Raw genomic sequence first — 23,467 nt, forward strand, 5'->3', positions numbered from 1 at the left:
CGGGCAAATCTGCGACAATCGCCGCCTAACCAAAGCCGATAAGTCCAGGCAGGGCCCACCTGCCCCCTCGAAAGACCTCATGACTGACCAGAACGCCGCCATCGGGCAACTGTTGAAAACCATCGACCACGCCATGATCGCCGAGCGCCATCGCCTGCGCCGGCAACTGCACGAACTGCGCAAGCGCCCGGACGAGGTGAAGCTCGCCCAGTGGGCGGCGAAGGTCCAGGCGTCCTGCGACCAGGCCAGTGCGCGCCAGGCCAGCATTCCGCGCATCCGCTACGACGACAGCCTGCCGATCGCCGCCAAGCGCGACGAGATCAAGAAGCTGGTGGCGCAGCATCAGATGGTGATCATTGCTGGCGAGACCGGCTCAGGCAAGACCACCCAGTTGCCGAAGATCTGCCTGGAGCTGGGCCGTGGTCATTTCGGCCTGATCGCCCATACCCAGCCGCGGCGTATCGCGGCGCGCAGTGTCGCCGCCCGGGTGGCCGAGGAACTGGGCACGCCGCTGGGGGCGCTGGTGGGCTACCAGGTGCGTTTCGAGGACCAGAGCGACGCCAATACCCTGGTCAAGCTGATGACCGACGGCATCCTGCTGGCCGAGACCCAGCACGACCGCTTCCTCGAACGCTACGACACCATCATCGTCGACGAAGCCCACGAACGCAGCCTGAACATCGACTTCCTGTTGGGCTACCTGAAGACCCTGCTGCCACGTCGCCCCGACCTGAAAGTCATCATCACCTCGGCGACCATCGACCTGGAGCGCTTCTCGAAGCACTTCGACGACGCGCCGATCATCGAGGTGTCGGGCCGCACCTTCCCGGTGGAAACCTGGTACCGCCCGCTGACCAGCGAGCAGGACGAAGAAGGCAACAGCGTCGAAGACGACCTCACCGTCGACCAGGCGATCCTCGCCACCCTCGACGAGATTGCCGCCCATGAGCGCAGCGTCGGCAAGGGGCCGGGCGATGTGCTGGTGTTCCTGCCGGGCGAGCGCGAGATCCGCGACGCCGCCGAGATGCTGCGCAAGGCGCAGTTGCGTCATACCGAGATCCTGCCGCTGTACGCGCGCCTGTCGCCGGCCGAGCAGCAGCGCATCTTCCAGTCGCATCCGGGGCGCAGGGTCGTACTGGCGACCAACGTCGCGGAAACCTCGCTGACGGTGCCGGGCATCCGCTACGTGATCGACAGCGGCACCGCGCGCATCAGCCGCTACAGCTACCGGGCCAAGGTCCAGCGCCTGCCGATCGAAGCCATTTCCCAGGCCAGCGCCAACCAGCGCAAAGGGCGTTGCGGCCGGGTCGAGCCGGGCATTTGCGTGCGCCTGTACAGCGAAGAGGACTTCAACGCCCGGCCGGCCTTCACCGATCCGGAAATCCTGCGTACCAACCTCGCTGCGGTGATTCTGCAGATGCTTCATCTGCGCCTGGGCGCCATCGACGAATTCCCCTTCATCGAGCCGCCGGATGGCAAGGCCATCAGCGACGGCTTCAACCTGTTGCAGGAACTGTCGGCGGTCAACCGCGAAAACCAGCTCACCCCGCTGGGCCGCCAGCTGGCACGCCTGCCGGTGGACCCGCGCCTCGGGCGCATGCTGCTCGAAGGCGCCAAACAGGGCAGCCTGCAGGAAGTGCTGATCGTCGCCAGTGCGCTGTCGGTGCAGGATCCTCGCGAGCGGCCCCCGGAGCGCCAGCAGGCGGCCGACCAGGCCCATGCGCAGTGGAAGGACGCCGACTCCGACTTCGCCGCGCTGGTGAACCTGTGGCGCGGTTTCGAGGAGCAGCGCCAGGCGCTGACCGCGAGCCCGCTGCGCAACTGGTGCCGCAAGAACTTCCTCAACTACCTGCGCCTGCGTGAGTGGCGCGATGCCCATCGCCAGCTCGGGCTGATCTGCCGCGACCTGCAACTGGGCGTCAACAAGGAGCCGGCGGACTATCCACGGCTGCACAAGGCGATTCTTTCCGGCCTGCTCAGCCAGATCGGTCAGAAGACCGAAGAAGGCGATTACCTCGGTGCCCGCCAGCGGCGGTTCTGGATTCATCCGTCTTCGGGCATTGGCAAGAAACGCCCGCAATGGCTGATGACCGCCGAGCTGGTGGAAACCACCAAGCTGTACGCGCGCATGGTGGCGAAGATCGACTCCGACTGGATCGAGCCGCTGGCCGGGCATCTGCTGAAGAAAAACCACTTCGAGCCGCACTGGGAGAAGAAGCGCGGCCAGGTGGTGGCGTTCGAGCAGGTCACCCTGTACGGGCTGATCGTGGTGGGCCGGCGCCCGGTGCACTACGGTCCGATCGACCCGCAGACCTCCCGCGAGCTGTTTATCCGCGAAGGCCTGGTGGGCGGCGAGATCAATTCCCGGGCCAAGTGCCTGGCGGCCAACAAGCGCTTGCTGGAAGAACTCGACGAACTGGAAGCCAAGGCCCGTCGCCGCGACATTCTCGCCGACGAGGAAACCCTCTACGCCTTCTACGAGGCGCGGCTGCCGGCGGAGATCCACCAGACTGCCACCTTCGACAGCTGGTACCGGGTCAACAGCCAGAAAGACCCACAATTGCTGATCATGCGCGCTGAAGACGTGCTGGCCCGCGAGGCCAGTGAAGTCACCGCTGCGCAGTATCCCGATACTCTGCGCCTGGGCGATCTGAGCCTGTCGCTGAGCTACCACTTCGAGCCCGGCCACCCCCGTGACGGCGTGACCGTGCGGGTGCCGGCACCGTTGCTGCCGAGCCTGCCGGGCGAGCGCCTGGAATGGCTGGTGCCGGGGCTGCTGGAAGCCAAGTGCATTGCCCTGGTGCGCAACCTGCCCAAGGCGCTGCGCAAGAACTTCGTGCCGGTACCGGACTTCGTCAAGGCCGCACTGGCGCGCATGACCTTCGCCGACGGCTCGCTGCCGCAGGCACTGGGTCGCGAGCTGCTGCGCATGACGGGTGCACGGGTCAGCGATGAAGCCTGGGCCGAAGCGGCGGAGCAGGTGGAAGGTCACCTGAGGATGAACATCGAGGTGGTCGACGGCCAGGGCAAGTTCCTTGGCGAAGGCCGCGACCTGGCCGAGCTGACCGCCCGCTTCGCCGCTGCCAGCCAGGCGGCGCTGGCGGTGCCGCAGTCGGAGAAGGCGCAGAAACCGGTGGAAGCCAAGGGCTTCGGCAAGGTCGAGCAGACCGCCCAGCAGAAGATCGCCGGCCTGTCGCTGACGGTCTATCCGGCGCTGGTGGAAGAGGGCGGTACGGTCAAGGAAGGACGTTTCTCGACTCAGGCCGAGGCCACGTTCCAGCATCGCCGCGCCTTGCAGCGCCTGTTGCTGCAGCAATTGGCGGAGCCGGCCAAGTTCCTGCGCGGCAAGCTGCCGGGGCTTACCGAACTGGGCCTGCTGTACCGCGAACTGGGCCGGATCGAGTCGCTGGTGGAAGACATCCTCCTCGCCAGCCTCGACAGTTGCGTGCTGGAAGGTGAAAGCGAACTGCCTCGCGACGGTGCGGCGCTGGCGTCCCTGGCCGAGCGCAAGCGCGGCAGTTGGACCGAGCACGCCGAGCGCCTGGCGCGGCTGGTGCTGGAGATCCTCAAGCTGTGGCACGGTCTGCAGAAGCGCTTCAAGGGCAAGATCGATCTGTCCCAGGCGGTGGCGCTCAACGATATCAAGCAGCAACTGGCCAACCTGGTCTACCCCGGCTTCGTTCGGGAAACCCCGGGGCTGTGGCTCAAGGAGTTGCCGCGTTACCTCAAGGCGGTGGAGCTGCGCCTGGAAAAACTCGGTGCGCAGGTGCAGAAGGACCGGGTCTGGAGTGGCGAGCTGAGCAACTGCTGGGCGCAGTACAAGACCCGCGCCGACAAGCACGCCCAGGAAGGCAAGCGTGACGAGCAGTTGCAGCTCTACCGCTGGTGGCTGGAGGAGTACCGGGTCTCGCTGTTCGCCCAGCAACTGGGCACCAAGGTGCCGATTTCCGACAAGCGTCTGAGCAAACAGTGGAGTCAGGTGGAGGCCTGACCGCCGGTTCGCCACTGCGCCGGGTTGTCGCCTGAGAGAGGCCAACCCGGCGCAGTTGTGGCACACTTGTCGGCATTTTCCGCCGCCTCGGAGATTTCCGACCGGGTCGGCTCATCGTCAGACACCACGCAATGCCCCTGACCACCGGGTCATTACGTGCACGAGTTGGCACCTTGGTGCCAGCTCGCCGAACCGAACAGGCCGTTGCCCGGTTGGCAATGGCCCCTGAACAGAGGACCGACCGTGCATAACGTCGTCATCAGCGGCACTGGCCTGTACACCCCGGCCAACAGCATCTCCAACGAAGAGCTGGTGGAGTCTTTCAACACTTACGTCGCGCAGTTCAACGCCGACAATGCCGAGGCGATCGCCCGTGGCGAAGTCGAGGCCTTGGCCGAGTCCAGCGCCGCGTTCATCGAAAAAGCCTCGGGCATCAAGAGCCGCTACGTCATGGACAAGGACGGCATCCTCGACCCGCAGCGCATGAAGCCGCGCCTGCCCGAGCGCAGCAACGACGAGCCGTCGATCCTCTGCCAGATGGCGGTGGCCGCCGCCGAGCAGGCCCTGGCCCGCGCCGGACGCACCGCCGCCGATGTCGATGCGGTGATCGTCGCCTGCTCCAACCTGCAGCGCCCGTACCCGGCCATCGCCATCGAAGTGCAGCAGGCGCTGGGCATCAACGGTTTCGGCTTCGACATGAACGTTGCCTGTTCCTCGGCCACCTTCGGCATCCAGGTCGCCAGCAACAGCGTGCAATTGGGCCAGGCCCGGGCCGTGCTGGTGGTGAGCCCGGAAATCTGCACCGGCCACTTGAACTTCCGTGACCGCGACAGCCACTTCATCTTTGGCGACGGCGCCACCGCCGTGCTGGTGGAGCGGGCCGACCTGGCCACCTCGGACTACCAGTTCGACATCGTCAGCACCAAGCTGCTGACCCAGTTCTCCAACAACATCCGCAACAACTTCGGCTTCCTCAACCGTGCTGGGGAAGAGGGTATCGGCGCGCCGGACAAACTGTTCGTCCAGGAAGGCCGCAAGGTGTTCCGCGAGGTCTGCCCGATGGTGGCCGAGCTGATCGGCCAGCACCTGTCGGAAAACAACCTCAACGTCAGCGACGTCAAGCGCTTCTGGCTGCACCAGGCCAACCTGAGCATGAACCACCTGATCGTCAAGAAGCTGCTGGGCCGTGATGCGCTGGAAGAAGAAGCGCCGGTGATTCTCGACCGCTACGCCAACACCAGTTCGGCGGGCTCGGTGATCGCCTTCCACAGCTATCAGGACGACCTGTCCAAGGGCTCGCTCGGTGTGCTCAGTTCCTTCGGCGCTGGCTACTCCATCGGCAGTGTGATCCTGCGCAAGCGCTGATTCCGCCCCGTAGCTGACAGAAACGTCATACGCCCGGTCCGTTTTCACGGACCGGGCGTATTTTTTTACAGGGCTGTTATCTGCGCCGCCGCCTTGAAAAATGCCGCAACGCCGCGTGGGGCGGGCTTTTTGCCATATTCCTTAACGGAGTAAAAAAGTTCCCTTGTCACAAAACATTTATATAAAAGCCACTGATCTGAAATAACCCCCCGCCAAGATTCCTCCCCAGCACAAGTGGCCTGAGCCGCGTGTTTTTTCAACGTAATCAAGACCATAAAACGTTAGGGGAGCTTCATCGATGATCCGTAAGCACTTCGCAGGTTTCGCAGCCAGCGCATTGGCAATGGCCGTTACCGCCCAGGCTTTCGCGGGTACCGTGACCACCGACGGCGCCGATATCGTAGTCAAGACCAAAGGTGGCCTCGAGGTCGCTACCACCGACAAGGAATTCAGCTTCAAGCTGGGCGGTCGTATCCAGGCCGACTACAGCCGCTTCGATGGTTTCTACACCAACAACGGCAACACCGCCGATGCCGGTTACTTCCGTCGTGCCTACCTGGAACTGGGCGGTGTGATGTTCACCGACTGGGCCTACCAGATCGCCTACGACTTCTCGCACAACTCCGGTGGCGACAACCGTTCCGAAGACGGCTACTTCGACGAAGCCTCGCTGTCTTACAACGGCTTCAAGCCGGTCTCGATCAAGGTCGGCCGTTTCGACCCTGAGTTCGGCCTGGAAAAAGCCACCAGCTCCAAGTGGGTGACCGCTCCCGAGCGTAACGCCGCCTACGATCTGGTCGACTGGACCAACAGCCACAACGGCGGTCTGGGCATCCAGGCTTCGGGCAACGCCGGTGACTCGCTGTACGGTTCCTTCGGCGTATTCGCCAAAGACGCCACCAACGCCGACAAAGACGGCGACAGCACCAAGCAGTTCAACCTGCGCGCTGTCTTCGCTCCGCTGCACGACACTGGCAACGTTCTGCACTTCGGTGTGAACCTGGCCCAGCGCGACCTCTCCGACACCTCCTTCGACGGCCGTATCCGCAGCCGCCTGGGCATGCGTGGCGTGAGCACCGACGGCGGCCAGGATGCCGGCACCAACGGCAACCGCCTGGTGCTCGGCGGCGCGAACAACACCCCGGCCGGTGCCTACGACACCGACCGCGCACTGGGTCTGGAAGCTGCCTTCGCTACCGGTCCGTTCTCGGTACAGGGCGAGTACATCAAGCGCAAGGTCGAAGCTGACGCTGCTGCCTACCAGGACATCAAGGCCGACGGTTACTACGCACAAGTGGCCTACACCCTCACCGGTGAAGCCCGCGCCTACAAACTCGGCAAGTTCGACAGCATCAAGCCTTCGAACAAGCAGATCGGTGCCTGGGAACTGTTCTACCGCTACGACCACCTGAGCGTGGACGACGACAACGGCGCCTTCGCCAACGTCAGCGACATCGAAGCCAAGGTGCACAACCTGGGTCTGAACTGGTACGCCAACGAGTCGATCAAGCTCAGCGGCACCTACGTCAAGGCCAAGGTCGACAACGCCCAGAACGCCAATGGCGACGACGATGGCGACGGTTTCGTACTGCGCGCACAGTACGTGTTCTAAGCAACGACGCTCCTTCATCCGTTAAATTTCAGCCCCACTTCGGTGGGGCTTTTTTTTAGCTGCAAGTTGTAAGCGGCAAGCTGCAAGACAAGCGGTGGCGGCGCAGACTGTTCTTTCTTGCAGCTTGCAGCTTGCAGCTTGCAGCTTTACAGCGGCACACTCAGCCTCATGCCGACCCAGACCTTGAACCACCTCAAAGACCTCGACGCTGTCACCTGGGACGCCCTCGTTCCCGGCGATCAGCCTTTCCTGCGTCACGCCTTCCTCACCAGCCTGGAAGACAGCGGCAGTGTCAGCCCGCGTACCGGCTGGACGCCCTCGCATCGTCTGCTGACCGACAGCGATGGCCGGGTGATCGCGGCGATGCCGGCCTATGTGAAAACCCATTCCTTCGGTGAATACGTGTTCGACCATGGCTGGGCCGATGCCTGCGAGCGGGCGGGAATTGTCTATTACCCCAAGCTGTTGTGTGCGGTGCCGTTTTCGCCCGTTGGCGGAGCACGTCTGCTGGGCGAGCCGCAGGCGCTGGGCACCCTGCTCGACGAGGTGGAGCACACGCTGCTGGAGCAAGGCCTGTCCGGCCTGCATGTGAATTTCACCGATCCGGCCAGCGATGCCGCACTGGGCAACCGCGACGGCTGGCTTGAGCGCCTGGGCTGTCAGTTCCACTGGCGCAACCAGGGTTACCGGGACTTTCAGGATTTCCTCGACGCCCTCAGTTCGCGCAAGCGCAAGCAGATGCGCAAGGAACGCGAGCAGGTGGCAGGGCAGGGGATCGAGTTTCGCTGGTATCGCGGTGAAGAACTGAGCGAGGTCCAGTGGGACTTCGTCTTCGCCTGCTACGCCAACACCTACGCGGTGCGTCGCCGCGCACCGTACCTCACGCGTTCTTTCTTCAGCCTGCTGGCCGAGCGCATGCCTGAAGCGATTCGCGTGGTCATGGCGATCCAGGGCGGGCGCGAGGTGGCAATGGCGTTCAGTCTGGTGGGCGGCGACAGTTTCTACGGCCGCTACTGGGGCTGCCTGGCCGAGTTCGACCGGCTGCATTTCGAAACCTGTTTCTACCAGGGCATGGACTACGCCATCGCCGAGGGCTTGCAGCGCTTCGACGCCGGCGCCCAGGGGGAGCACAAGCTGATTCGTGGTTTCGAGCCGGTGATCACCCGCTCCTGGCATTACCTGCTGCATCCGGGACTGCGCAGCGCCGTGGATGATTTCCTGCGCCAGGAGCGCGTGGGTGTGATGGCCTACGCGCAGGATGCCCGCTCGGCCCTGCCGTACCGACAGGGCTGAGCCAGGCGGTCAGTCGACGCCGACGAAGCCGCCGGTCTGGTGACGCCACAGGAGGGCATACAGCCCTTGCTGCGCCAGCAGTTCGGCATGGCTGCCCATCTCGGCGATGCGGCCTTTCTCCAGCACCACCAGGCGGTCCATGCGGGCGATGGTGGACAGCCGGTGGGCGATGGCGATCACGGTCTTGCCCTGCATCAGGGTTTCCAGACTCTCCTGGATCGCCGCCTCGACTTCCGAATCCAGCGCCGAGGTGGCTTCGTCCATGATCAGGATCGGTGCGTTCTTCAGCAGCACCCGGGCGATGGCGATGCGCTGGCGCTGGCCGCCGGACAGCTTGACGCCGCGCTCGCCCACATGGGCGTCGAAGCCGGTGCGGCCCTGGGCGTCGGTGAGCGTCGGGATGAATTCATCGGCCCTGGCCCCGCGCACGGCATTCCACAGTTCTTCGTCGGTGGCGTCGGGCTTGCCGTAGCGCAGGTTGTCGCGGATCGAGCGGTGCAGCAGCGAGGTGTCCTGGGTGATCATGCCGATCTGCCCGCGCAGACTGGCCTGGGTGACGTGGGCGATGTCCTGGTCATCGATGAGGATGCGCCCGCCTTCGAGGTCGTACAGGCGCAGCAGCAGGTTGACCAGGGTCGACTTGCCGGCCCCCGAGGGGCCGATCAGGCCGATCTTCTCGCCGGGGCGGATCACCAGGTCGAGGTCGCTGATGATCCGCTGGCCCTTGCCGTAGTGGAAATCGACATGCTCGAACCGCACTTCGCCGCGTTCGACGGTCAGCGCTGGTGCGTTGGGACGGTCGGTGATGGTCACCGGCTGGGAGATGCTCTGCAGGCCGTCCTGAACCATGCCGATGTTCTCGAAGATGCCGTTGACCACCCACATGATCCAGCCGCTCATATTGACGATGCGGATCACCAGGCCGGTGGCCAGGGCGATGGCGCCGGCGCTGATCAGCGACTGGGTCCACAGCCACAGGGCCAGCCCGGTGGTGGTGACGATCAGCAGGCCGTTGAGGCTGGTGATGACCACGTCCATGCTGGTGATGACGCGGCTGGCCAACTGGGTCTTTTCGGTCTGCTCGCGGATCGCTTCGCGGGCGTACTGGCGCTCGAAGTCGGTGTGGGCGAACAGCTTGAGGGTGGCGATGTTGGTGTAGCCGTCGACGATCCGTCCCATCAGTTTGGAGCGGGCATCGGAAGAGATCACCGAGCGCTCCTTGACCCGCGGCACGAAGTAACGCAGCGCGGCGATGTAGCAGGCGATCCAGGTCAGCAGCGGCAGCATCAGGCGCCAGTCGGCCTCGGCGAACAGCACCAGCGAGCTGATGGCGTAGATGGTCACGTGCCAGAGCGCGTCCATCGCCTGTACCAGCGAGTCGCGCAGCGAGTTGCCGGTCTGCATGATGCGCTGGGCGATACGGCCGGCGAAGTCGCTCTGGAAGAAATTCAGGCTCTGCTTGAGCACATGGGTGTGGTTCTGCCAGCGGATCATGCTGGTCATGCCGGGGCTGATGGCCTGGTGCACCAGCAGGTCGTGCAGACCCACGAATACCGGCCTGAGGACCAGCGCCACCACCAGCATCCAGATCAGTTCGCCCGAATGCTCGCGGAACAGGTTGGCGTTGGGCGTGCCCTGGGCCAGGTCGATGATCCGGCTCAGGTAGCTGAACAGCGCCACCTCGATCAGCGCCACGATCAGGCCCAGTACCAGCAGCACCGCGAAGCTCGGCCAGACCTGGCGCAGGTAATACAGGTAGAAGGGCAGGACCCGGGTGGGCGGCGCTGCGGTAGGCGCCTCGCGGAAGATGTCGATCAACTGCTCGAAACGGCGGAACAGCATGTAGAAGGTCACTCCTGTCGAGAGGGCGAGCGCGCCGCCCGCGGGTCACGTCCTTGTGACACTGCGGTCAATCGATGCGCTTGGCCGATTTGATGTACACCGGATCAGCCGGCACGTCGCGCATGCCTTTCTTGACGGTGGTGGGTGAATTGACGATCTGGTCGACCACTTCCATGCCCTTGGTCACTTTGCCGAAGACCGCATAGCCGCGGTCGCGGCCCGGGTTGAGGAAGTCGTTGTCGGCCACGTTGATGAAGAACTGGCTGGTGGCCGAGTTCGGGTCGGAGGTGCGGGCCATGGACAGCGTGCCACGGGTGTTCTGCAGGCCGTTGCTGGCCTCGTTGCGGATCGGATCCTTGGTGGTCTTCTGCACCATCTGGTCGGTGAAGCCGCCGCCCTGGACCATGAAGCCCGGGATCACGCGGTGGAAGATGGTGTTGTTGTAGAAGCCGCTGTCCACGTATTGCAGGAAGTTCTGGGTGCTGATCGGCGCTTTCTCGGCGTTCAGTTCGATTTCGATCTTGCCGAAACTGGTGACCAGTTCCACGTGGGGAGTTTTGTCCGAGGCCATCACGCCGGTGGCGAAGGCGACCGAGCAGGCGGCCATGAGGATTTTCTTCAGCATGAACTCAATGATCCTTGAGAGGTGGTTGGCGCTGCAGCGAGGAACTGCAGCAGGGTCTGGTTGAATTGTTGTGGCTGATCCAGCGGCGTAGCGTGCCGCGAATCGGCGATGACCGCCAGCCGGGCACCGGGAATCAGGCCGACGTAGCGTTCCTTGAGTGCCACCGGGGTGTAGTCGTGGTCCGCGCTGATGACCAGGGTAGGACAGTCGATCCGTCCCAGCCGTTCCTCCACGCCCCAGTTGACGATGGCGTCGAAACTGGCGAGATAGGCGCGTTTGTCGTTTTTCGCCCAGCGCTCGGCCATCTTGCGCCGCAATTCGGCCTGTTCGGGTTTGGGAAACAGCCGCGCGGCCAGGCCCTTGCCGATGGTCTTGAGGCTGAGAACGCGGGCCAGGGTCCAGCGCTTGGCCCACTGCCAGTAATCGTCGCGGGTGCGGACTTTTACTGCCGGAGCGCTGTTGACGATGGTCAGGCTGCGCAGCCAGCCGGGGTGATCGACCGCGAACTGGAAACCGACCATGCCGCCCATGGACAACCCGACCAGGTGCACGGGACCGGTATTCAGGTGTTCCAGCAGGGCCATCAGGTCGGCGCTGAACCCGCTGATACTGTAGGGCTCGCGGGGTTTGTCGGAGCGGCCGTGACCGCGCAGGTCCAGGAGGATCAGACGGTAGTCGCCTGCCAGCGCCGGCACCTGGTATTCCCAGTCCTGGCTGCTCGAGCCGAGGCCGTGCAGCAGCACCAGGGGCTCGCCCCGGCCATATTCTTCGTAGTGCAGTGTGCAACCTTCATGTTCGAAGTAGGCCATGGGCGATACCTGTCAGGCTTGGGCGGGAGCGGCGAAAGGCACGTCCAGCGGCGCGGTATCGAAGTTGCGCAGCAACTCGATGAGAATCTGCGTGGCCGGGCCGAGGGGTTTGTCCTTGTTGGAGTAAAGGTAGAACAGCGGGTGACGGCTGCCACCCTGATCCAGCGGCAACGGCTTGAGTACGCCTTCGCGCAGCTCGCGTTCGATCAGGTGGCGGGGCAACCAGGCGAAGCCCAGGCCGCTGCCGACGAAGGTGGCGGCGGTGGCCAGGCTGCCGACGGTCCAGCGCTGTTCGGCGCCGAGCCAGCCGACATCCCGGGGCTGCGCGCGGCCCGAGTCGCGGATCACTACTTGCAACTGGCTTTCCAGATCCTGGAAGTTCAACACCCGGCCCAGACGGTGCAGGCTGTGCTCGGGGTGGGCGACGGCGACGAACTCCACCGCACTCAGTTCGGCGCCCAGATAGCCGGCGATGCTGAAGCTGCTGATGGCGAGATCCGCGATGCCTTCGTGCAGCACTTCCTCGACCCCCGACAGTACCTCTTCGCGCAGTCTGACCCGGCAGCCGCGGCTTTGCGGCATGAAGGCGCTCAGGGCGCGAACCAGACGGGCATTGGGGTAGGCGGCGTCCACCACCAGGCGCACCTCGGCTTCCCAGCCCTGCTCCATGTGATGGGCGAGGTCTTCCAACTGGCTGGCCTGCTTGACCAATTGCCGCGAACGACGCAGCAACACGCCGCCGGCATCGGTGAGTACCGCCTTGCGGCCGTCGATGCGCAGCAGCGGCACTCCCAGTTGATCCTGCATCCGCGCCACGGTGTAGCTGACCGAGGATTGCGAGCGATGCAGGGCTTCGGCGGCCTGGGCGAAGCCGCCGTGATCGACCACTGCTTGCAGGGTTCGCCACTGATCCAGGGTAACGCGCGGCGCTTTCATCTTCGGCTCCTGTTGTCCTAAGCTGGCGCACTTCCCGAGGAGAGCGCCGTATGAAGAAATGCTGTGTTGCTTTACTGGCCCTGCTGCCGCTGACGGCGCTGGCGTATCCCATCGATGTGGAAAAGAACCTCGGCGCCGGTCTCAAGATCGACGTCCAGTCCTTCGACACTGCCTACGATATCGGCGCTGCGACCCTGACCAACTACGGCACCACGGCTGCCCAGTGCAAGGTGACGTTCCGCAACGGCCCCGAGGCGCCGCGGGTGCGCCGGGTCGCGGTGGGGGCGAACCAGACCGTGGATGTGTCCGCCAGATTCAACCGCGAAATCCTCAAACTGCGCGTCGCCGTTGACTGCAAAGCTCAATAAGCAAATTAACTGATAGATTTAACCGAGTTTTTACGCTTTTTTATCGATAGGTCAATCATTAATCTTGCCTCCATCGACTTAGCGACCTTGCCGATGGAGGCAAAATTCAATGTCCCGCGTACTGATCATCGAAAGCAGCGCCCGCCAGCAAGACTCCGTTTCCCGCCAACTGACCCGGGATTTCATCAGCCAGTGGCAAGCCGCCAACCCGGCTGACAGCGTGACCGTGCGTGACCTGGCGCTGAACCCGGTGCCACACCTGGACGCCAACCTGCTGGGTGGCTGGATGAAGCCGGACGAGCAGCGCAGCGCCGAGGAGCGAGAGGCCCTGGCCCGTTCCAACGAACTGACCGACGAAGTACTGGCCGCCGACGTCCTGGTACTGGCCGCACCGATGTACAACTTCACCATCCCGAGCACCCTGAAAGCCTGGCTGGACCACGTGCTGCGTGCCGGCGTCACCTTCAAGTACACCGAGACCGGCCCGCAGGGCCTGCTCACCGGCAAGTGCGCCTATGTCCTGACCGCACGCGGTGGCATCCACGCCGGCGCCGCCAGCGACCACCAGGAACCCTACCTGCGCCAGGTGATGGCCTTCATCGGCATTCACGATGTGACCTTCATCCACGCCGAGGGCCTGAACATGGGTGGCGACTTCCACGAGAAGGGCCTTAACCAGGCCAAGGCCCAGCTTTCCGCGGTCGCGTGATTCAACGGATTTTCCCTGCCTGACACCCCTTTTTGCTCCTTTGGGTGTGCTGCCCGGTCGATTGCCTCGCGCTCGACCGGGCTTTTTTAGCTGCAAGCTGCAAGTTTCAAGCTGCAAGAAGAAGCGAACGCAGCGCCGATGCTCTTCTCTTGCAGCTTGCAGCTTGCAGCTTGAAGCTTGCTACTCGAAGCCGCTAAGGTCGCCGCCTTGATCCACGAGAGGCCGCCATGCACTACCTATTGATCGTCGCGCTGATCCAGGCGTTTTCCTTCAGCCTGATCGGCGAATACCTCGCCGGCCATGTCGACAGCTACTTCGCCGTGCTGGCCCGTGTGCTGCTGGCCCTGGCTGTATTCCTGCCGCTGACCCGCTGGCGCCAGGTGGAGCCGCGTTTCATGCGCGCCATGCTGCTGATTGGCGCGCTGCAGTTCGGCATCACCTACGTCTGCCTGTACCTGAGCTTCCGTGTGCTGACGGTGCCGGAAGTGCTGCTGTTCACCATCCTCACGCCCTTGCACGTGACCTTGATCGAGGACGCGCTGAACCGCCGCTTCAACCCTTGGGCGCTGGTCGCGGCCCTGGTAGCGGTAGCCGGAGCGGCGGTGATCCGCTTCGACAGCATCAATCCCGACTTCTTCATGGGCTTCTTGCTGCTGCAACTGGCGAACTTCACCTACGCCGCTGGCCAGGTCCTGTACAAGCACCTGATCGCCCGCTACCCGAGCGACCTGCCGCATTACCGGCGTTTCGGCTACTTCTACCTGGGCGCGCTGATCGTGGTGCTGCCGGCCTTCCTGCTGTTCGGCAATGCCCAGCATTTGCCCAGCACCGATGTGCAGTGGGGCGTGTTGCTGTTCCTCGGCCTGGTGCCGACGGCGCTGGGGCTGTACTGGTGGAACAAGGGCGCCTGCCTGGTTTCAGGCGGCACCCTTGCGGTGATGAACAACCTGCATGTCCCGGTGGGCTTGCTGCTCAACCTGTTGATCTGGAATCAGCACGAGCCGCTGGGACGGTTGTTCATAGGCGGGGCGGTGATCGTTGCGTCAGTCTGGCTCAGCCGTCTCGGCAACCCGCGCCCGCTGCTCTCGGGGCAGGCTGGCCGGTAGCAGGCCGGCGCGCAGGTCGTTGCCGCTGGGCTGCTGGTACAGGCTCAGGCCGAACTCCGGCAGTACCGCCAGCAGGTAGTCGAAGATATCGCCCTGGATGCGCTCGTACTCGGCCCACACGGTGGTGCGGGTGAAGCAGTAGATCTCCAGTGGCACGCCCTGGGCAGTGGTCTGCATCTGGCGGACCATGCAGGTCATGTCGGGCTGGATGTCCGGGTCGTTCTTCAGGTAGGCGAGGGCGAAGGCGCGGAAGGTGCCGATATTGGTCAGCCGGCGGCGGTTGGCCGACAGTTCCGCCACCTGGCCCTGGGCCTCGTTCCAGTTGTGCAGTTCGCTGCGCTTGCGCGCCATGTAGTCGCCGAGCAGGCGTACGTCGCCCATGCGGCGCTCTTCGTCCGGCGTCACGAACCGCACGCCACCGGCGTCGATGAACAGGCTGCGCTTGATCCGCCGCCCGCCGGACTGCTGCATGCCGCGCCAGTTCTTGAACGACTCGCTCATCAGGCGCCAGGTGGGGATGGAGACGATGGTCTTGTCGAAGTTCTGCACCTTGACCGTGTGCAGGGTGATGTCCACTACATCGCCGTCAGCGCCGACCTGGGGCATCTCGATCCAGTCACCGACCCGCAGCATGTCGTTGCTGGTGAGCTGCACGCTGGCGACGAACGACAGCAGGGTGTCCTTGTAGACCAGCAGGATCACCGCCGACATCGCACCCAGGCCCGACAGCAGCAACAGCGGCGAGCGGTCGATCAGGGTGGCGACGATGATGATCGCGCCAAACACGTACAGCACCATTTTCGCCAGTTGCACGTAGCCTTTGATCGAGCGGGTGCGGGCGTGTTCGGTACGGGCGTAGATGTCCAGCAGGGCGTCGAGCAGGGCGCTGACCGCCAGCAGCAGGAACAGCACGGTGAAGGCCAGGGCGACATTGCCGAGGAAATGCTGGCTGGTGGCGCTCAGTTCCGGTACCAGCTTGAGACCGAACTGCACCACCAGCGAGGGGGTGGTCTGCGCCAGGCGCTGGAACACCTTGTTGCTCAGCAGGTCGCCGAGCCAGTGCAGCGCCGGCTGTCGGCTCAGCAGCTTGATGGCGTGGAGGACGAGGAAGCGCGCCACCCGTCCGAGAATCAGGGCGATGACCAGCAGCACCACCAGGCCGATCCCGGCGTGCAGCAGCGGGTGTTGATCGAGGGTGCCCCAGAGATCGAGGGCGTTTTGCCAGAACTGTTGGATAGCCATGCGCGGTGGAAATGCTCCGTTACCGTGGAAATGGAGGGGCAATTAGAACGAATGCAGCGGGCCCGGGGCAAAAAGAAATTCGGCTCGGGCGCCGGAAAACGTTACCCTATGTGGCTGAATTTCCGCTCATGCCCGAGGTTACATCCGTGTTTTCCCAATTCGCCCTGCACGAACGCCTGCTCAAAGCCGTGGCCGCACTGAACTTTGTCGAGCCCACTCCGGTGCAGGCGGCTGCCATTCCCCTGGCGCTGCAAGGGCGTGACCTGCGGGTGACGGCGAAAACCGGTAGCGGCAAGACCGCCGCCTTCGTCCTGCCGGTGCTCAACCGCCTGGTGGACCTGAACCAGAAGCGCGTCGAGATCCGCGCCCTGGTGCTGCTGCCGACCCGCGAGCTGGCCCAGCAGACCCTCAAGGAAATCGAGCGCTTCGCCCAGTTCACGTTCATCAAGTCGGGCATGATCACCGGCGGTGAAGACTTCAAGGAACAGGCCGCCATGCTGCGCAAGGTGCCGGATATCCTGGTCGGCACCCCGGGCCGCATGCTGGAGCACCTGAACGCCGGCAACCTGGAGCTGGAACACGTGCAGGTGGTGGTGCTGGACGAGGCCGACCGCATGCTCGACATGGGCTTCTCCGAAGATGTCGAGCGCCTGTGCGGGCAGTGCCCGAACCGCGAGCAGACCCTGCTGTTCTCCGCCACCACCGGCGGTGCCGGCCTGCGCGACATGATCGGCAAGGTGCTGAAGGACCCTGAGCACCTGATGCTCAACGCCGTCAGCCAGCTCAATGAAACCACCCGTCAGCAGATCATCACTGCCGACCACAACCAGCACAAAGAGCAGATCGCTCAATGGCTGCTGGCTAACGAGACCTACGAAAAAGCCATCATCTTCACCAATACCCGGGTCATGGCCGACCGTATCTACGGCCACCTGGTGGCCAAGGACATGAAGGCCTTCGTGCTGCACGGCGACAAGGACCAGAAAGACCGCAAGCTGGCCATCGAGCGCTTCAAGACCGGCGGTGCCAAGGTGCTGGTGGCCACCGACGTGGCGGCCCGTGGCCTGGACGTCGATGGCCTGGACCTGGTGATCAACTTCGACATGCCGCGTAGCGGCGACGAGTACGTGCACCGCATCGGTCGTACTGGCCGTGCGGGCGCCGAGGGTCTGGCGGTCTCGCTGATCTGCCACGGCGACTGGAACCTGATGTCGAGCATCGAGCGCTACCTGAAGCAGACGTTCGAGCGCCGTGTGATCAAGGAAGTGAAGGGCACCTACAGCGGGCCGAAGAAGGTCAAGGCGTCCGGCAAGGCGGCTGGTGCCAAGAAGAAAAAGACCGACAAGAAGGGCGACAAGAAGGTCGCGGCCAAACGCAAGCCGACCGCCAAGCCGAAGCCGAACGCACCGCTGGCCAGCTCCGATGGCCTGGCGCCGCTGAAGAAGCGCAAGCCGGCTCCGGCTGCCGAGTAAGCGCCAGCTCCCATCGCCGGCAATCCACTCTCACTCTGTGGGAGCCGGCTTGCCGGCGATTGGGACACAAGCAACCCTCGAACGATCAGGTCTTCTTCTCGGCCTCACGCAATTCCTGCAGGCGCTTGTCGATCAACTGGCACTTGTCCGGCAGGTCCTTTGCCTCGGTGCCCAGTTTCATCCCGCGCAACTCATCGTTGATCTCCTTGGCCTTCTGCGGATTCTGTTCGGTCAGGCGGGTCACTTCCTTCGCCAGTTCCTCGCGTTTCTCCGTGGCTTCTTCCAGCGTGCAGGCCCAGCTCGGCAGGGCGAACAGCAGGCTGGCGGTCGCGGTCAGCATCATCAGGGTCTTCATGGTCGAGCCTCCTTGGTCCGGGTTCCCGGTTGAGGCTGATGCCGCCTGGAAAGTTCAGTCGAACCGCAGGCACGCCCACCGGTCACAACCCTACACACCCTACGGAGGCCGTACCCATGAGCACCGTGTATGACTGGGATCTGATCGAACGTCTGCTGCACGAAGTCCAGAACAGTGCCGGACACAACTTCACCCCGCGCCCTTACGCCGAGCAGCACGCCGCGCAACTGGCGGTGGAGGGCCAGCCGGTGCCGGACCTGGACCACCTGAAAACCCGCGCCTGCGATTATGAGCGCCTGCTGGTGGAGCGCGGCTATATCGAAACCCGGCCGGAGGAGGAGGGCGGCAACGGCGAGAATTTTGTCCTGACCGAGCGCGGTTCGCGACTGCTGAGCCTGATCGACAGCAGCATCCCCGGTAACGATCATCCCCGCCAGGTGCTGGATGAGCAGGCGGATGCCCTGGATGAGGCGACGTTCGACGAAGTGGCTTCGAAGGCGCAGATTGCCTGAGTCTCTCAGACACATCTGGTAATAGCTGAGCACAACCATCAATAATTGGCGCCAATTCTTCGCTGCCAAGAGGTTGTCATGCCGTTGCCAGAAGTGGGGGGCCACCCATGAGCGCACCCCGTCGCGATCCCGATGCCTTTGCCTTTCAGGTGATGCTGGGGCTGTGCCTGATCTGGGGTGTCCAGCAGGTCATGGTCAAATGGGCCGCCGCCGACTTCGCCCCGGTGATGCAGGCGGCGACCCGCTCCGGGATCGCCGCGTTGCTGGTGGGCTTGCTGATGTGCTGGCGCGGCGGTTGGGAGCAGGTCGGCACCACCTGGCGTGCCGGGTTGCTGGCCGGCGCGTTGTTCGGCCTCGAGTTTCTGTTCATTGCTGAAGGTCTGCTGCTGACATCGGCAGCGCATATGTCGGTGTTCCTTTACACCGCGCCGGTGTTCACCGCCCTCGGCCTGCATTTCATGTTGCCCAGCGAGCGTCTGCGGCCGTTGCAGTGGCTGGGCATCCTGCTGGCCTTCGGCGGGATTGCGCTGGCGTTTGCCGGCGGGATCTCGCTGGATGACCTGAACGGACCGATGCTGCTCGGCGATGCCTTTGGCGTACTGGCCGGCGCTTCGTGGGGCGCGACCACGGTGGTAGTGCGTTGCTCGCGGCTGTCGGAAGCGCCGGCCACACTGACGCTGTTCTACCAGTTGGCGGTGGGCTTCGTCGGCCTGCTGTTGATCGCCGCCTTCAGCGGCAAGATCACCCATGTCAGCCTGACTCCCATCGCCATCGGCAGCGTGCTGTTCCAGGCGCTGGTGGTGTCGTTCTTCAGCTACCTGACCTGGTTCTGGCTGCTGCGCAAATACCTGGCGTCCAACCTCGCGGTGTTCTCCTTCGTCACGCCGATTTTCGGCGTGACCTTCGGCGTGCTGTTGCTGGACGAGCCGCTGAGCCTGAACTTCGTGCTCGGCGCGCTGTGCGTGTTGCTGGGTATCGTCATGGTCAGCGCCGAGCAGTGGCTGCGCAGGCGTCTGCGCTCGATGCTGGGGCAGCGCTAGGCTTCGACACCAGTGCTCCTGCCAGCAGCAAACCGGCGCCGGCCACCAGCAGCGCCGGTTGCAGGCTGCCGGCGAACAGGTTGCTCAGGGCTGCCAGCAGTGGCCCGCCGAGCTGGCCGATGGCGAAGCAGGCGGTGAGCAGGCCGGCGTTGCGCTGGGTAGCGTGGGGCGCCAGTTCCCGCGAGCGCTGCATCACCAGCTGCATGCAGGCCAGGAATGGCGTGCCGCAGAAAATCACCCCCAGCGCCAGCCCCGGTCCGTTGCCTAGCAGGCAGGCGAACACACCGATCGCCTGCAGCCACAAGGTCGCCCTCAACCAGTGCGAGGTGCCGCCCGCCCGTGGCCGGCGCAGGCTGAGCAACAACACGCCCGCAGCGGCGGCCAAGCCGAAGCCAGGCCAGAACAGGTCGGCCATCCAGTGACCGTGGAAGCGTGCGCTGGCCATCTGCGACATGAAGGTCGCCGGAATGATGTAGCCGATGCCGTACAGACCGTAGATCAGGCCGAGGCGGGCGATCCCCGGCGACGGTGCGTTGAGCGGCTGGCCGGCGGTGGTCACCGAAGCCTCCTCGGGGCGCGGCAGCATCGGCCGCACCGCCAGCAACATCACCAGCGCGGCGGCGGCGTAGATCAGCCACAGTGGCGCCGAGCCAAGGCCGTTGAGGTTCGATACCAGGGCCAGCAGGCCGGTGAGCATGATGCCCAGGCCGGGCCCGGCGAACACCAGGGCGCCCAGTCGCGGCAGGTTGCTGCGTGCGGCCAGCGGCTGGCTCAGGCTGGTGATCATCACCAGCACCCAGGCACTGGCCACGCCGGTACCGAAGCGCAGCAAGGCGTGGACGACGAAGCTGTCGGCCCAGAACGACACCAGTGTCAGCAGCACGCACAGCCACAGGCCAAGGTCGAGGCGCAGGCGCACCTGCCGTGGGCGACGGGCGAACATGGCGTCCAGCGCGCCGAGGAAGTAGCCCAGGTAGTTGGCCGCAGCCACCAGGCCGGCGGCGGTCAGGCTCAACTGGCCTTCGCTGACCAGGTGCGGCAGTTGTGGCGTGAGGGCGAAGCGGCCGATGCCCATGGCCATCATCAGGGCAACGAAGCTGGCCATTAGGCGCAGGGTGGGCGACATGTTCGGTACTCCTGTCGGGGAAGTCATTCGATGCCGTCAGACTACTGGGGGTTGGCATTCTTAAAAATTGAATAATAATGAGCGACTTGTTCAATTTTGGAGAATGGTTGTGGAACTGAGCCAGTTGCGCATTTTCCAGGCAGTGGCCGAGACCGGTTCGGTGACTCGCGCCGCCGAGCAGTTGCACCGGGTGCCGTCGAACCTGTCGACGCGGCTGCGCCAGCTCGAAGAGCAGTTGGGCGTGGAGCTGTTCCATCGCGAGCGCCAGCGCCTGCAACTGTCGCCCGCCGGCAAGGTGTTGCTGGACTACGCCGGGCGCATGCTGGCGCTGCACGACGAAGCTTTTGCCGCCGTACAGGGTGGCGAGCCGGCCGGCGAGTTCATCCTGGGCAGCATGTACAGCACCGCGGCGATCCATCTGCCGGACCTGCTGGCCCGCTATCACAAGCGTTATCCGGCGGTGAACCTGCAGGTGCAGACGGCGCCCAGCGGCGAGTTGCTGGAAGGCTTGCTGAGCGGGCGGCTGGATGCGGCAATGCTTGACGGTCCGCTGTCACTGGCTGGCCTTGACGGCGTGCCGTTGTGCGAGGAAACCCTGGTGCTGATCACCGAGCCCGACCATCCGCCGGTGCGCAGCGCCCGGGACGTGGCCGGGCGTGCGGTGTTCACCTTCCGCAAAGGCTGCTCGTACCGCATGCGTCTGGAAGCCTGGTATGCCCACGATCACGCGGCGATGGGGCGGGCCATGGAGATCGAGTCCTACCAGAGCATGCTGGCCTGTGTGGTGGCGGGATCGGGGGTGGCGTTGATGTCGCAATCGATGCTCGACAGCCTGCCGGGCCGGGAAAACGTGGCGGCGCATCGCTTGCAGACCCCGTTCGACCAGGCCACCACCTGGCTGGTGTGGCGTCGGGGCATGCGCGGGGCGAATCTGGATGCCTGGGTGAACCTGCAGGAAGAGGGACGCGAGGGACCGCCCGTCGGCCAGGCGCTCAGCGCTTGATGCATATCAGTTCTGTGAGATTTTTCACGGGCGAGATGTAAGGCATAGAGCTATGATTGCTACGAAACATCGTAGCCAAACTGGATTGGACGATGACCCTCAAGGGGGACTTATGAAAAACCTGATGATGAACTGGCTTCACGATCTGGCTGTCGCCCTGGGCCTGATCCCGCCGATGCAACCGGTGCCGATCCCCGCCGATGAAGAAAAGCGCAGGCGTCAGCCGCGACGCTGAGCAGCCCAGACGTCTCATCGCTGGCAAGGCCAGCTCCCACAGGGTTCTTTGTCTGCCGCAGGATCGGTGCTCGACGCGATCGTTGCGGGAGCTGGCTTCGCCACCAATGGAACTCCGACACCCCAACGAAAAAGGGCCTGCTTTGCGCAGGCCCTTTTCAGTTCAAGCACGCCGGTGTCGATCAGTACTCAGCCCTCTCTTCCATACCGCTTGCCGAAGTCGAGGGTGATCAGGTAGCGCTCTTTGCCTGGCCCGTCTTCGTCCGTGAACTGATGTACAAAGACAGTAACTTGATATTTGTCCTCCGCTCGCCAGTAGGTTCTTCCGGCTCTTCCTGATTGGAGATGGCTCCGCCATTTGTGGTTGTCCTCAAACGCAGGATCTTCATCGGGCCATACCAGGCGCCATCCCTTGTTGCGCCATTGATCCTGCAGATTCAATAGCAGATCGAGCGTGTCATCCAGCAACAAGGGTTCAATTTGTGGCGACATGCGTACGCCGTGGACTTTCCCTTGGCTGTTGTAACTGATGGTGAAAAAACGGGCAGGTGGGGTAATGAAACCATAGGTTGGATCGGCAAACTCAAAGCGAGCGTCAGAATGAGGTATTGAGAACCAAGGCTCTCCAGGAATCGCTGAGTTGATCCTGGCCGTTGAACGTTGTCGCATATCTTCCCAGGGTTCATGCATCAGCAGGGAAATCACAGGGGCTTTGGCGGGGTAGGCGAGGGCTCCTATTGAAACTGTAGCTACCAGCAGAAGAAGCAATGTTAGTTTCTTTGTTCGGTTTATGTAACGCACGCTCAAAGCTCAGCTCCTTTACCATCGGCAATATTTTTATCGCGGCCTCGATTTTCGCTCGATCGACGCCTTTCAATAAACTATCGAATTGCGCCGCAGCGCAGGCTGGTGGGTTTGTTATGGCGTCGTCTCCAATTTTTTGTTAAATGTTTTTGTGTCGTCTGGCTTTTGCTACAAACCATTTCTCTCCTTTCCAAAGAAAAATGGCCTGCCCTGCGCAGGCCATTTTCGGTTCAAACATGCTGGCGCATATCAGTGTTCAGCCTTCTCTTCCATACTGCTTCCCGAAGTCGAGGGTTATCAGGTAGCGCTCTTTGCCTGGCCCGTCTTCGTCCCTGAATTTTCGGACAAAGACAGTGACTTGATATTTATCCTCTGCTCGCCAGTAGGTTCTTCCAAGATTTCCTTCCCGGAGATGATTCCGCCATTCGCGGTTATCCTCAAACGCAGGATCCTCATCGGGCCATACCAAGCGCCATCCCTTGCTGCGCCATTGATCCTGCAGATCAAATAGCAGCTCGAGCGTGTCATCCAGCAACAAGGGTTCAATTTGTGGCGACATGCGTACGCCGTGGACTTTCCCCATATCGTCGTAACTGATAGTGAAAAAACGGGCTGGAGGGGTAATGAAGCCATAAGTTGGATCGGCAAACTCAAACCGAGCGTCAGAGTGAGGTATCGAGAACCAGTCTGCGCCTGGAATCGCTGAGTTGATCCTGGCCGTTGAACGTTGTCGCATATCTTCCCAGGGTTCATGCATCAGCAGAGAAATCACAGGGGCTTTGGCGGGGTAGGCGAGGGCTCCTATTGAAATTGCAGCTACCAGCAGAAGAAGCAATGTTAATTTCTTTGTTCGGTTTATGTGGCGCGCGCTCAAAGCTCAACTCCTTTACCATCTACAATGTTTCCTATCGCAGCCTCGATTTCCGCTCGAACGATGCTTTTCAATAAACCTTCCAGTTGCGCCGCAGCGGAGGCTGGTGGAGTTGTTATGGCGTTTTCTCCAGTGTTCTGTTGATTTTTGTA

General features: G+C 63.3%; 21 protein-coding genes. 12 read left to right on the forward strand and 9 right to left on the reverse strand.

Annotated features, from left to right (window positions below; all coding sequences use genetic code 11):
* Positions 1-79: 79 nt before the first annotated feature.
* From hrpA to AC05QJ_RS09625, 4 genes are all read left to right on the forward strand, one after another.
* The gene (hrpA, locus tag AC05QJ_RS09610) at positions 80-3,991 is read left to right on the forward strand and encodes an ATP-dependent RNA helicase HrpA (protein ID WP_476746636.1); all 3,912 of its coding nucleotides are present in this window, start codon (positions 80-82) and stop codon (positions 3,989-3,991) included.
* 243 nt (positions 3,992-4,234) lie between these two features.
* Positions 4,235-5,356 (forward strand): beta-ketoacyl-ACP synthase III, encoded by a 1,122-nt coding sequence (locus AC05QJ_RS09615; RefSeq protein ID WP_476746637.1) that lies wholly within the window; start codon positions 4,235-4,237, stop codon positions 5,354-5,356.
* A gap of 298 nt (positions 5,357-5,654) precedes the next feature.
* Positions 5,655-6,968: an OprO/OprP family phosphate-selective porin gene (locus tag AC05QJ_RS09620; RefSeq protein WP_476746638.1), complete on the forward strand. Its 1,314-nt coding sequence runs from the start codon at positions 5,655-5,657 to the stop codon at positions 6,966-6,968.
* Positions 6,969-7,136: 168 nt separating this feature from the next.
* The gene (locus tag AC05QJ_RS09625) at positions 7,137-8,261 is read left to right on the forward strand and encodes a GNAT family N-acetyltransferase (RefSeq protein WP_476746639.1); all 1,125 of its coding nucleotides are present in this window, start codon (positions 7,137-7,139) and stop codon (positions 8,259-8,261) included.
* Positions 8,262-8,270: 9 nt separating this feature from the next.
* On the opposite strand, the gene AC05QJ_RS09630 is transcribed toward AC05QJ_RS09625, so the two are convergent.
* The 4 genes from AC05QJ_RS09630 to AC05QJ_RS09645 all read right to left on the reverse strand — a co-directional run bounded on the left by AC05QJ_RS09630 (position 8,271) and on the right by AC05QJ_RS09645 (position 12,473).
* Entirely contained in the window at positions 8,271-10,103 is a 1,833-nt protein-coding gene (locus AC05QJ_RS09630; RefSeq protein ID WP_476746640.1) for an ABC transporter ATP-binding protein, read from the reverse strand.
* A 67-nt stretch (positions 10,104-10,170) separates the two neighbouring features.
* Positions 10,171-10,728: a peptidylprolyl isomerase gene (locus AC05QJ_RS09635; protein ID WP_476746641.1), complete on the reverse strand. Its 558-nt coding sequence runs from the start codon at positions 10,726-10,728 to the stop codon at positions 10,171-10,173.
* The gene (locus tag AC05QJ_RS09640; RefSeq protein WP_476746642.1) at positions 10,722-11,537 is read right to left on the reverse strand and encodes an alpha/beta fold hydrolase; all 816 of its coding nucleotides are present in this window, start codon (positions 11,535-11,537) and stop codon (positions 10,722-10,724) included. Before AC05QJ_RS09640 ends, AC05QJ_RS09635 begins: the two co-directional genes overlap by 7 nt.
* A 12-nt stretch (positions 11,538-11,549) precedes the next feature.
* Complete coding sequence (locus AC05QJ_RS09645; protein WP_476746643.1) at positions 11,550-12,473, reverse strand: PA3225 family LysR-type transcriptional regulator; 924 nt, start codon at positions 12,471-12,473, stop codon at positions 11,550-11,552.
* A 50-nt stretch (positions 12,474-12,523) separates the two neighbouring features.
* Here AC05QJ_RS09645 and AC05QJ_RS09650 point away from each other — a divergent pair, with 50 nt between their 5' ends.
* The 3 genes from AC05QJ_RS09650 to AC05QJ_RS09660 all read left to right on the forward strand — a co-directional run bounded on the left by AC05QJ_RS09650 (position 12,524) and on the right by AC05QJ_RS09660 (position 14,656).
* The gene (locus tag AC05QJ_RS09650; protein ID WP_476746644.1) at positions 12,524-12,841 is read left to right on the forward strand and encodes a 3-phosphoglycerate kinase; all 318 of its coding nucleotides are present in this window, start codon (positions 12,524-12,526) and stop codon (positions 12,839-12,841) included.
* 109 nt (positions 12,842-12,950) lie between these two features.
* Positions 12,951-13,550: an FMN-dependent NADH-azoreductase gene (locus AC05QJ_RS09655; RefSeq protein WP_476746645.1), complete on the forward strand. Its 600-nt coding sequence runs from the start codon at positions 12,951-12,953 to the stop codon at positions 13,548-13,550.
* A gap of 227 nt (positions 13,551-13,777) precedes the next feature.
* Positions 13,778-14,656 carry a carboxylate/amino acid/amine transporter gene (locus AC05QJ_RS09660; RefSeq protein WP_476746646.1) on the forward strand — a complete coding sequence of 293 codons (879 nt, stop codon included), beginning with the start codon at positions 13,778-13,780 and terminating at the stop codon, positions 14,654-14,656.
* On the opposite strand, the gene AC05QJ_RS09665 is transcribed toward AC05QJ_RS09660, so the two are convergent.
* Complete coding sequence (locus tag AC05QJ_RS09665; RefSeq protein WP_476746647.1) at positions 14,594-15,898, reverse strand: mechanosensitive ion channel family protein; 1,305 nt, start codon at positions 15,896-15,898, stop codon at positions 14,594-14,596. The two genes, AC05QJ_RS09660 and AC05QJ_RS09665, sit on opposite strands and share 63 nt — an antisense overlap.
* 146 nt (positions 15,899-16,044) lie before the next feature.
* Between AC05QJ_RS09665 and AC05QJ_RS09670 the strand changes: the two genes are divergently transcribed.
* The gene (locus AC05QJ_RS09670) at positions 16,045-17,370 is read left to right on the forward strand and encodes a DEAD/DEAH box helicase (RefSeq protein WP_476746648.1); all 1,326 of its coding nucleotides are present in this window, start codon (positions 16,045-16,047) and stop codon (positions 17,368-17,370) included.
* A gap of 85 nt (positions 17,371-17,455) precedes the next feature.
* Here the strand turns inward: AC05QJ_RS09670 and AC05QJ_RS09675 are convergent, their stop codons facing one another.
* A complete protein-coding gene (locus AC05QJ_RS09675; protein ID WP_476746649.1) occupies positions 17,456-17,725 on the reverse strand; it encodes a hypothetical protein in 270 nt (89 codons plus the stop codon).
* A 116-nt stretch (positions 17,726-17,841) separates the two neighbouring features.
* Between AC05QJ_RS09675 and AC05QJ_RS09680 the strand changes: the two genes are divergently transcribed.
* Positions 17,842-18,237, forward strand: coding sequence for a transcriptional regulator (locus AC05QJ_RS09680; protein WP_476746650.1), 396 nt, complete (start codon positions 17,842-17,844; stop codon positions 18,235-18,237).
* A gap of 107 nt (positions 18,238-18,344) precedes the next feature.
* Positions 18,345-19,277: a DMT family transporter gene (locus AC05QJ_RS09685; RefSeq protein WP_476746651.1), complete on the forward strand. Its 933-nt coding sequence runs from the start codon at positions 18,345-18,347 to the stop codon at positions 19,275-19,277.
* Here the strand turns inward: AC05QJ_RS09685 and AC05QJ_RS09690 are convergent.
* Positions 19,222-20,403 carry an MFS transporter gene (locus AC05QJ_RS09690; protein WP_476746652.1) on the reverse strand — a complete coding sequence of 394 codons (1,182 nt, stop codon included), beginning with the start codon at positions 20,401-20,403 and terminating at the stop codon, positions 19,222-19,224. The two genes, AC05QJ_RS09685 and AC05QJ_RS09690, sit on opposite strands and share 56 nt — an antisense overlap.
* A gap of 109 nt (positions 20,404-20,512) precedes the next feature.
* Here AC05QJ_RS09690 and ptrR point away from each other — a divergent pair, with 109 nt between their 5' ends.
* Positions 20,513-21,406 carry a putrescine utilization regulator PtrR gene (gene ptrR / locus AC05QJ_RS09695; RefSeq protein ID WP_476746653.1) on the forward strand — a complete coding sequence of 298 codons (894 nt, stop codon included), beginning with the start codon at positions 20,513-20,515 and terminating at the stop codon, positions 21,404-21,406.
* Between the two features lie 112 nt (positions 21,407-21,518).
* Positions 21,519-21,641 (forward strand): PA1414 family protein, encoded by a 123-nt coding sequence (locus AC05QJ_RS09700; protein WP_256721154.1) that lies wholly within the window; start codon positions 21,519-21,521, stop codon positions 21,639-21,641.
* A gap of 188 nt (positions 21,642-21,829) precedes the next feature.
* Here the strand turns inward: AC05QJ_RS09700 and AC05QJ_RS09705 are convergent, their stop codons facing one another.
* A complete protein-coding gene (locus AC05QJ_RS09705; protein ID WP_476747901.1) occupies positions 21,830-22,441 on the reverse strand; it encodes a hypothetical protein in 612 nt (203 codons plus the stop codon).
* 259 nt (positions 22,442-22,700) lie between these two features.
* Positions 22,701-23,318, reverse strand: coding sequence for a hypothetical protein (locus AC05QJ_RS09710; protein ID WP_476746654.1), 618 nt, complete (start codon positions 23,316-23,318; stop codon positions 22,701-22,703).
* Between the last annotated feature and the right edge of the window lie 149 nt (positions 23,319-23,467).

The organism is Pseudomonas sp. TUM25319 (assembly GCF_056388475.1).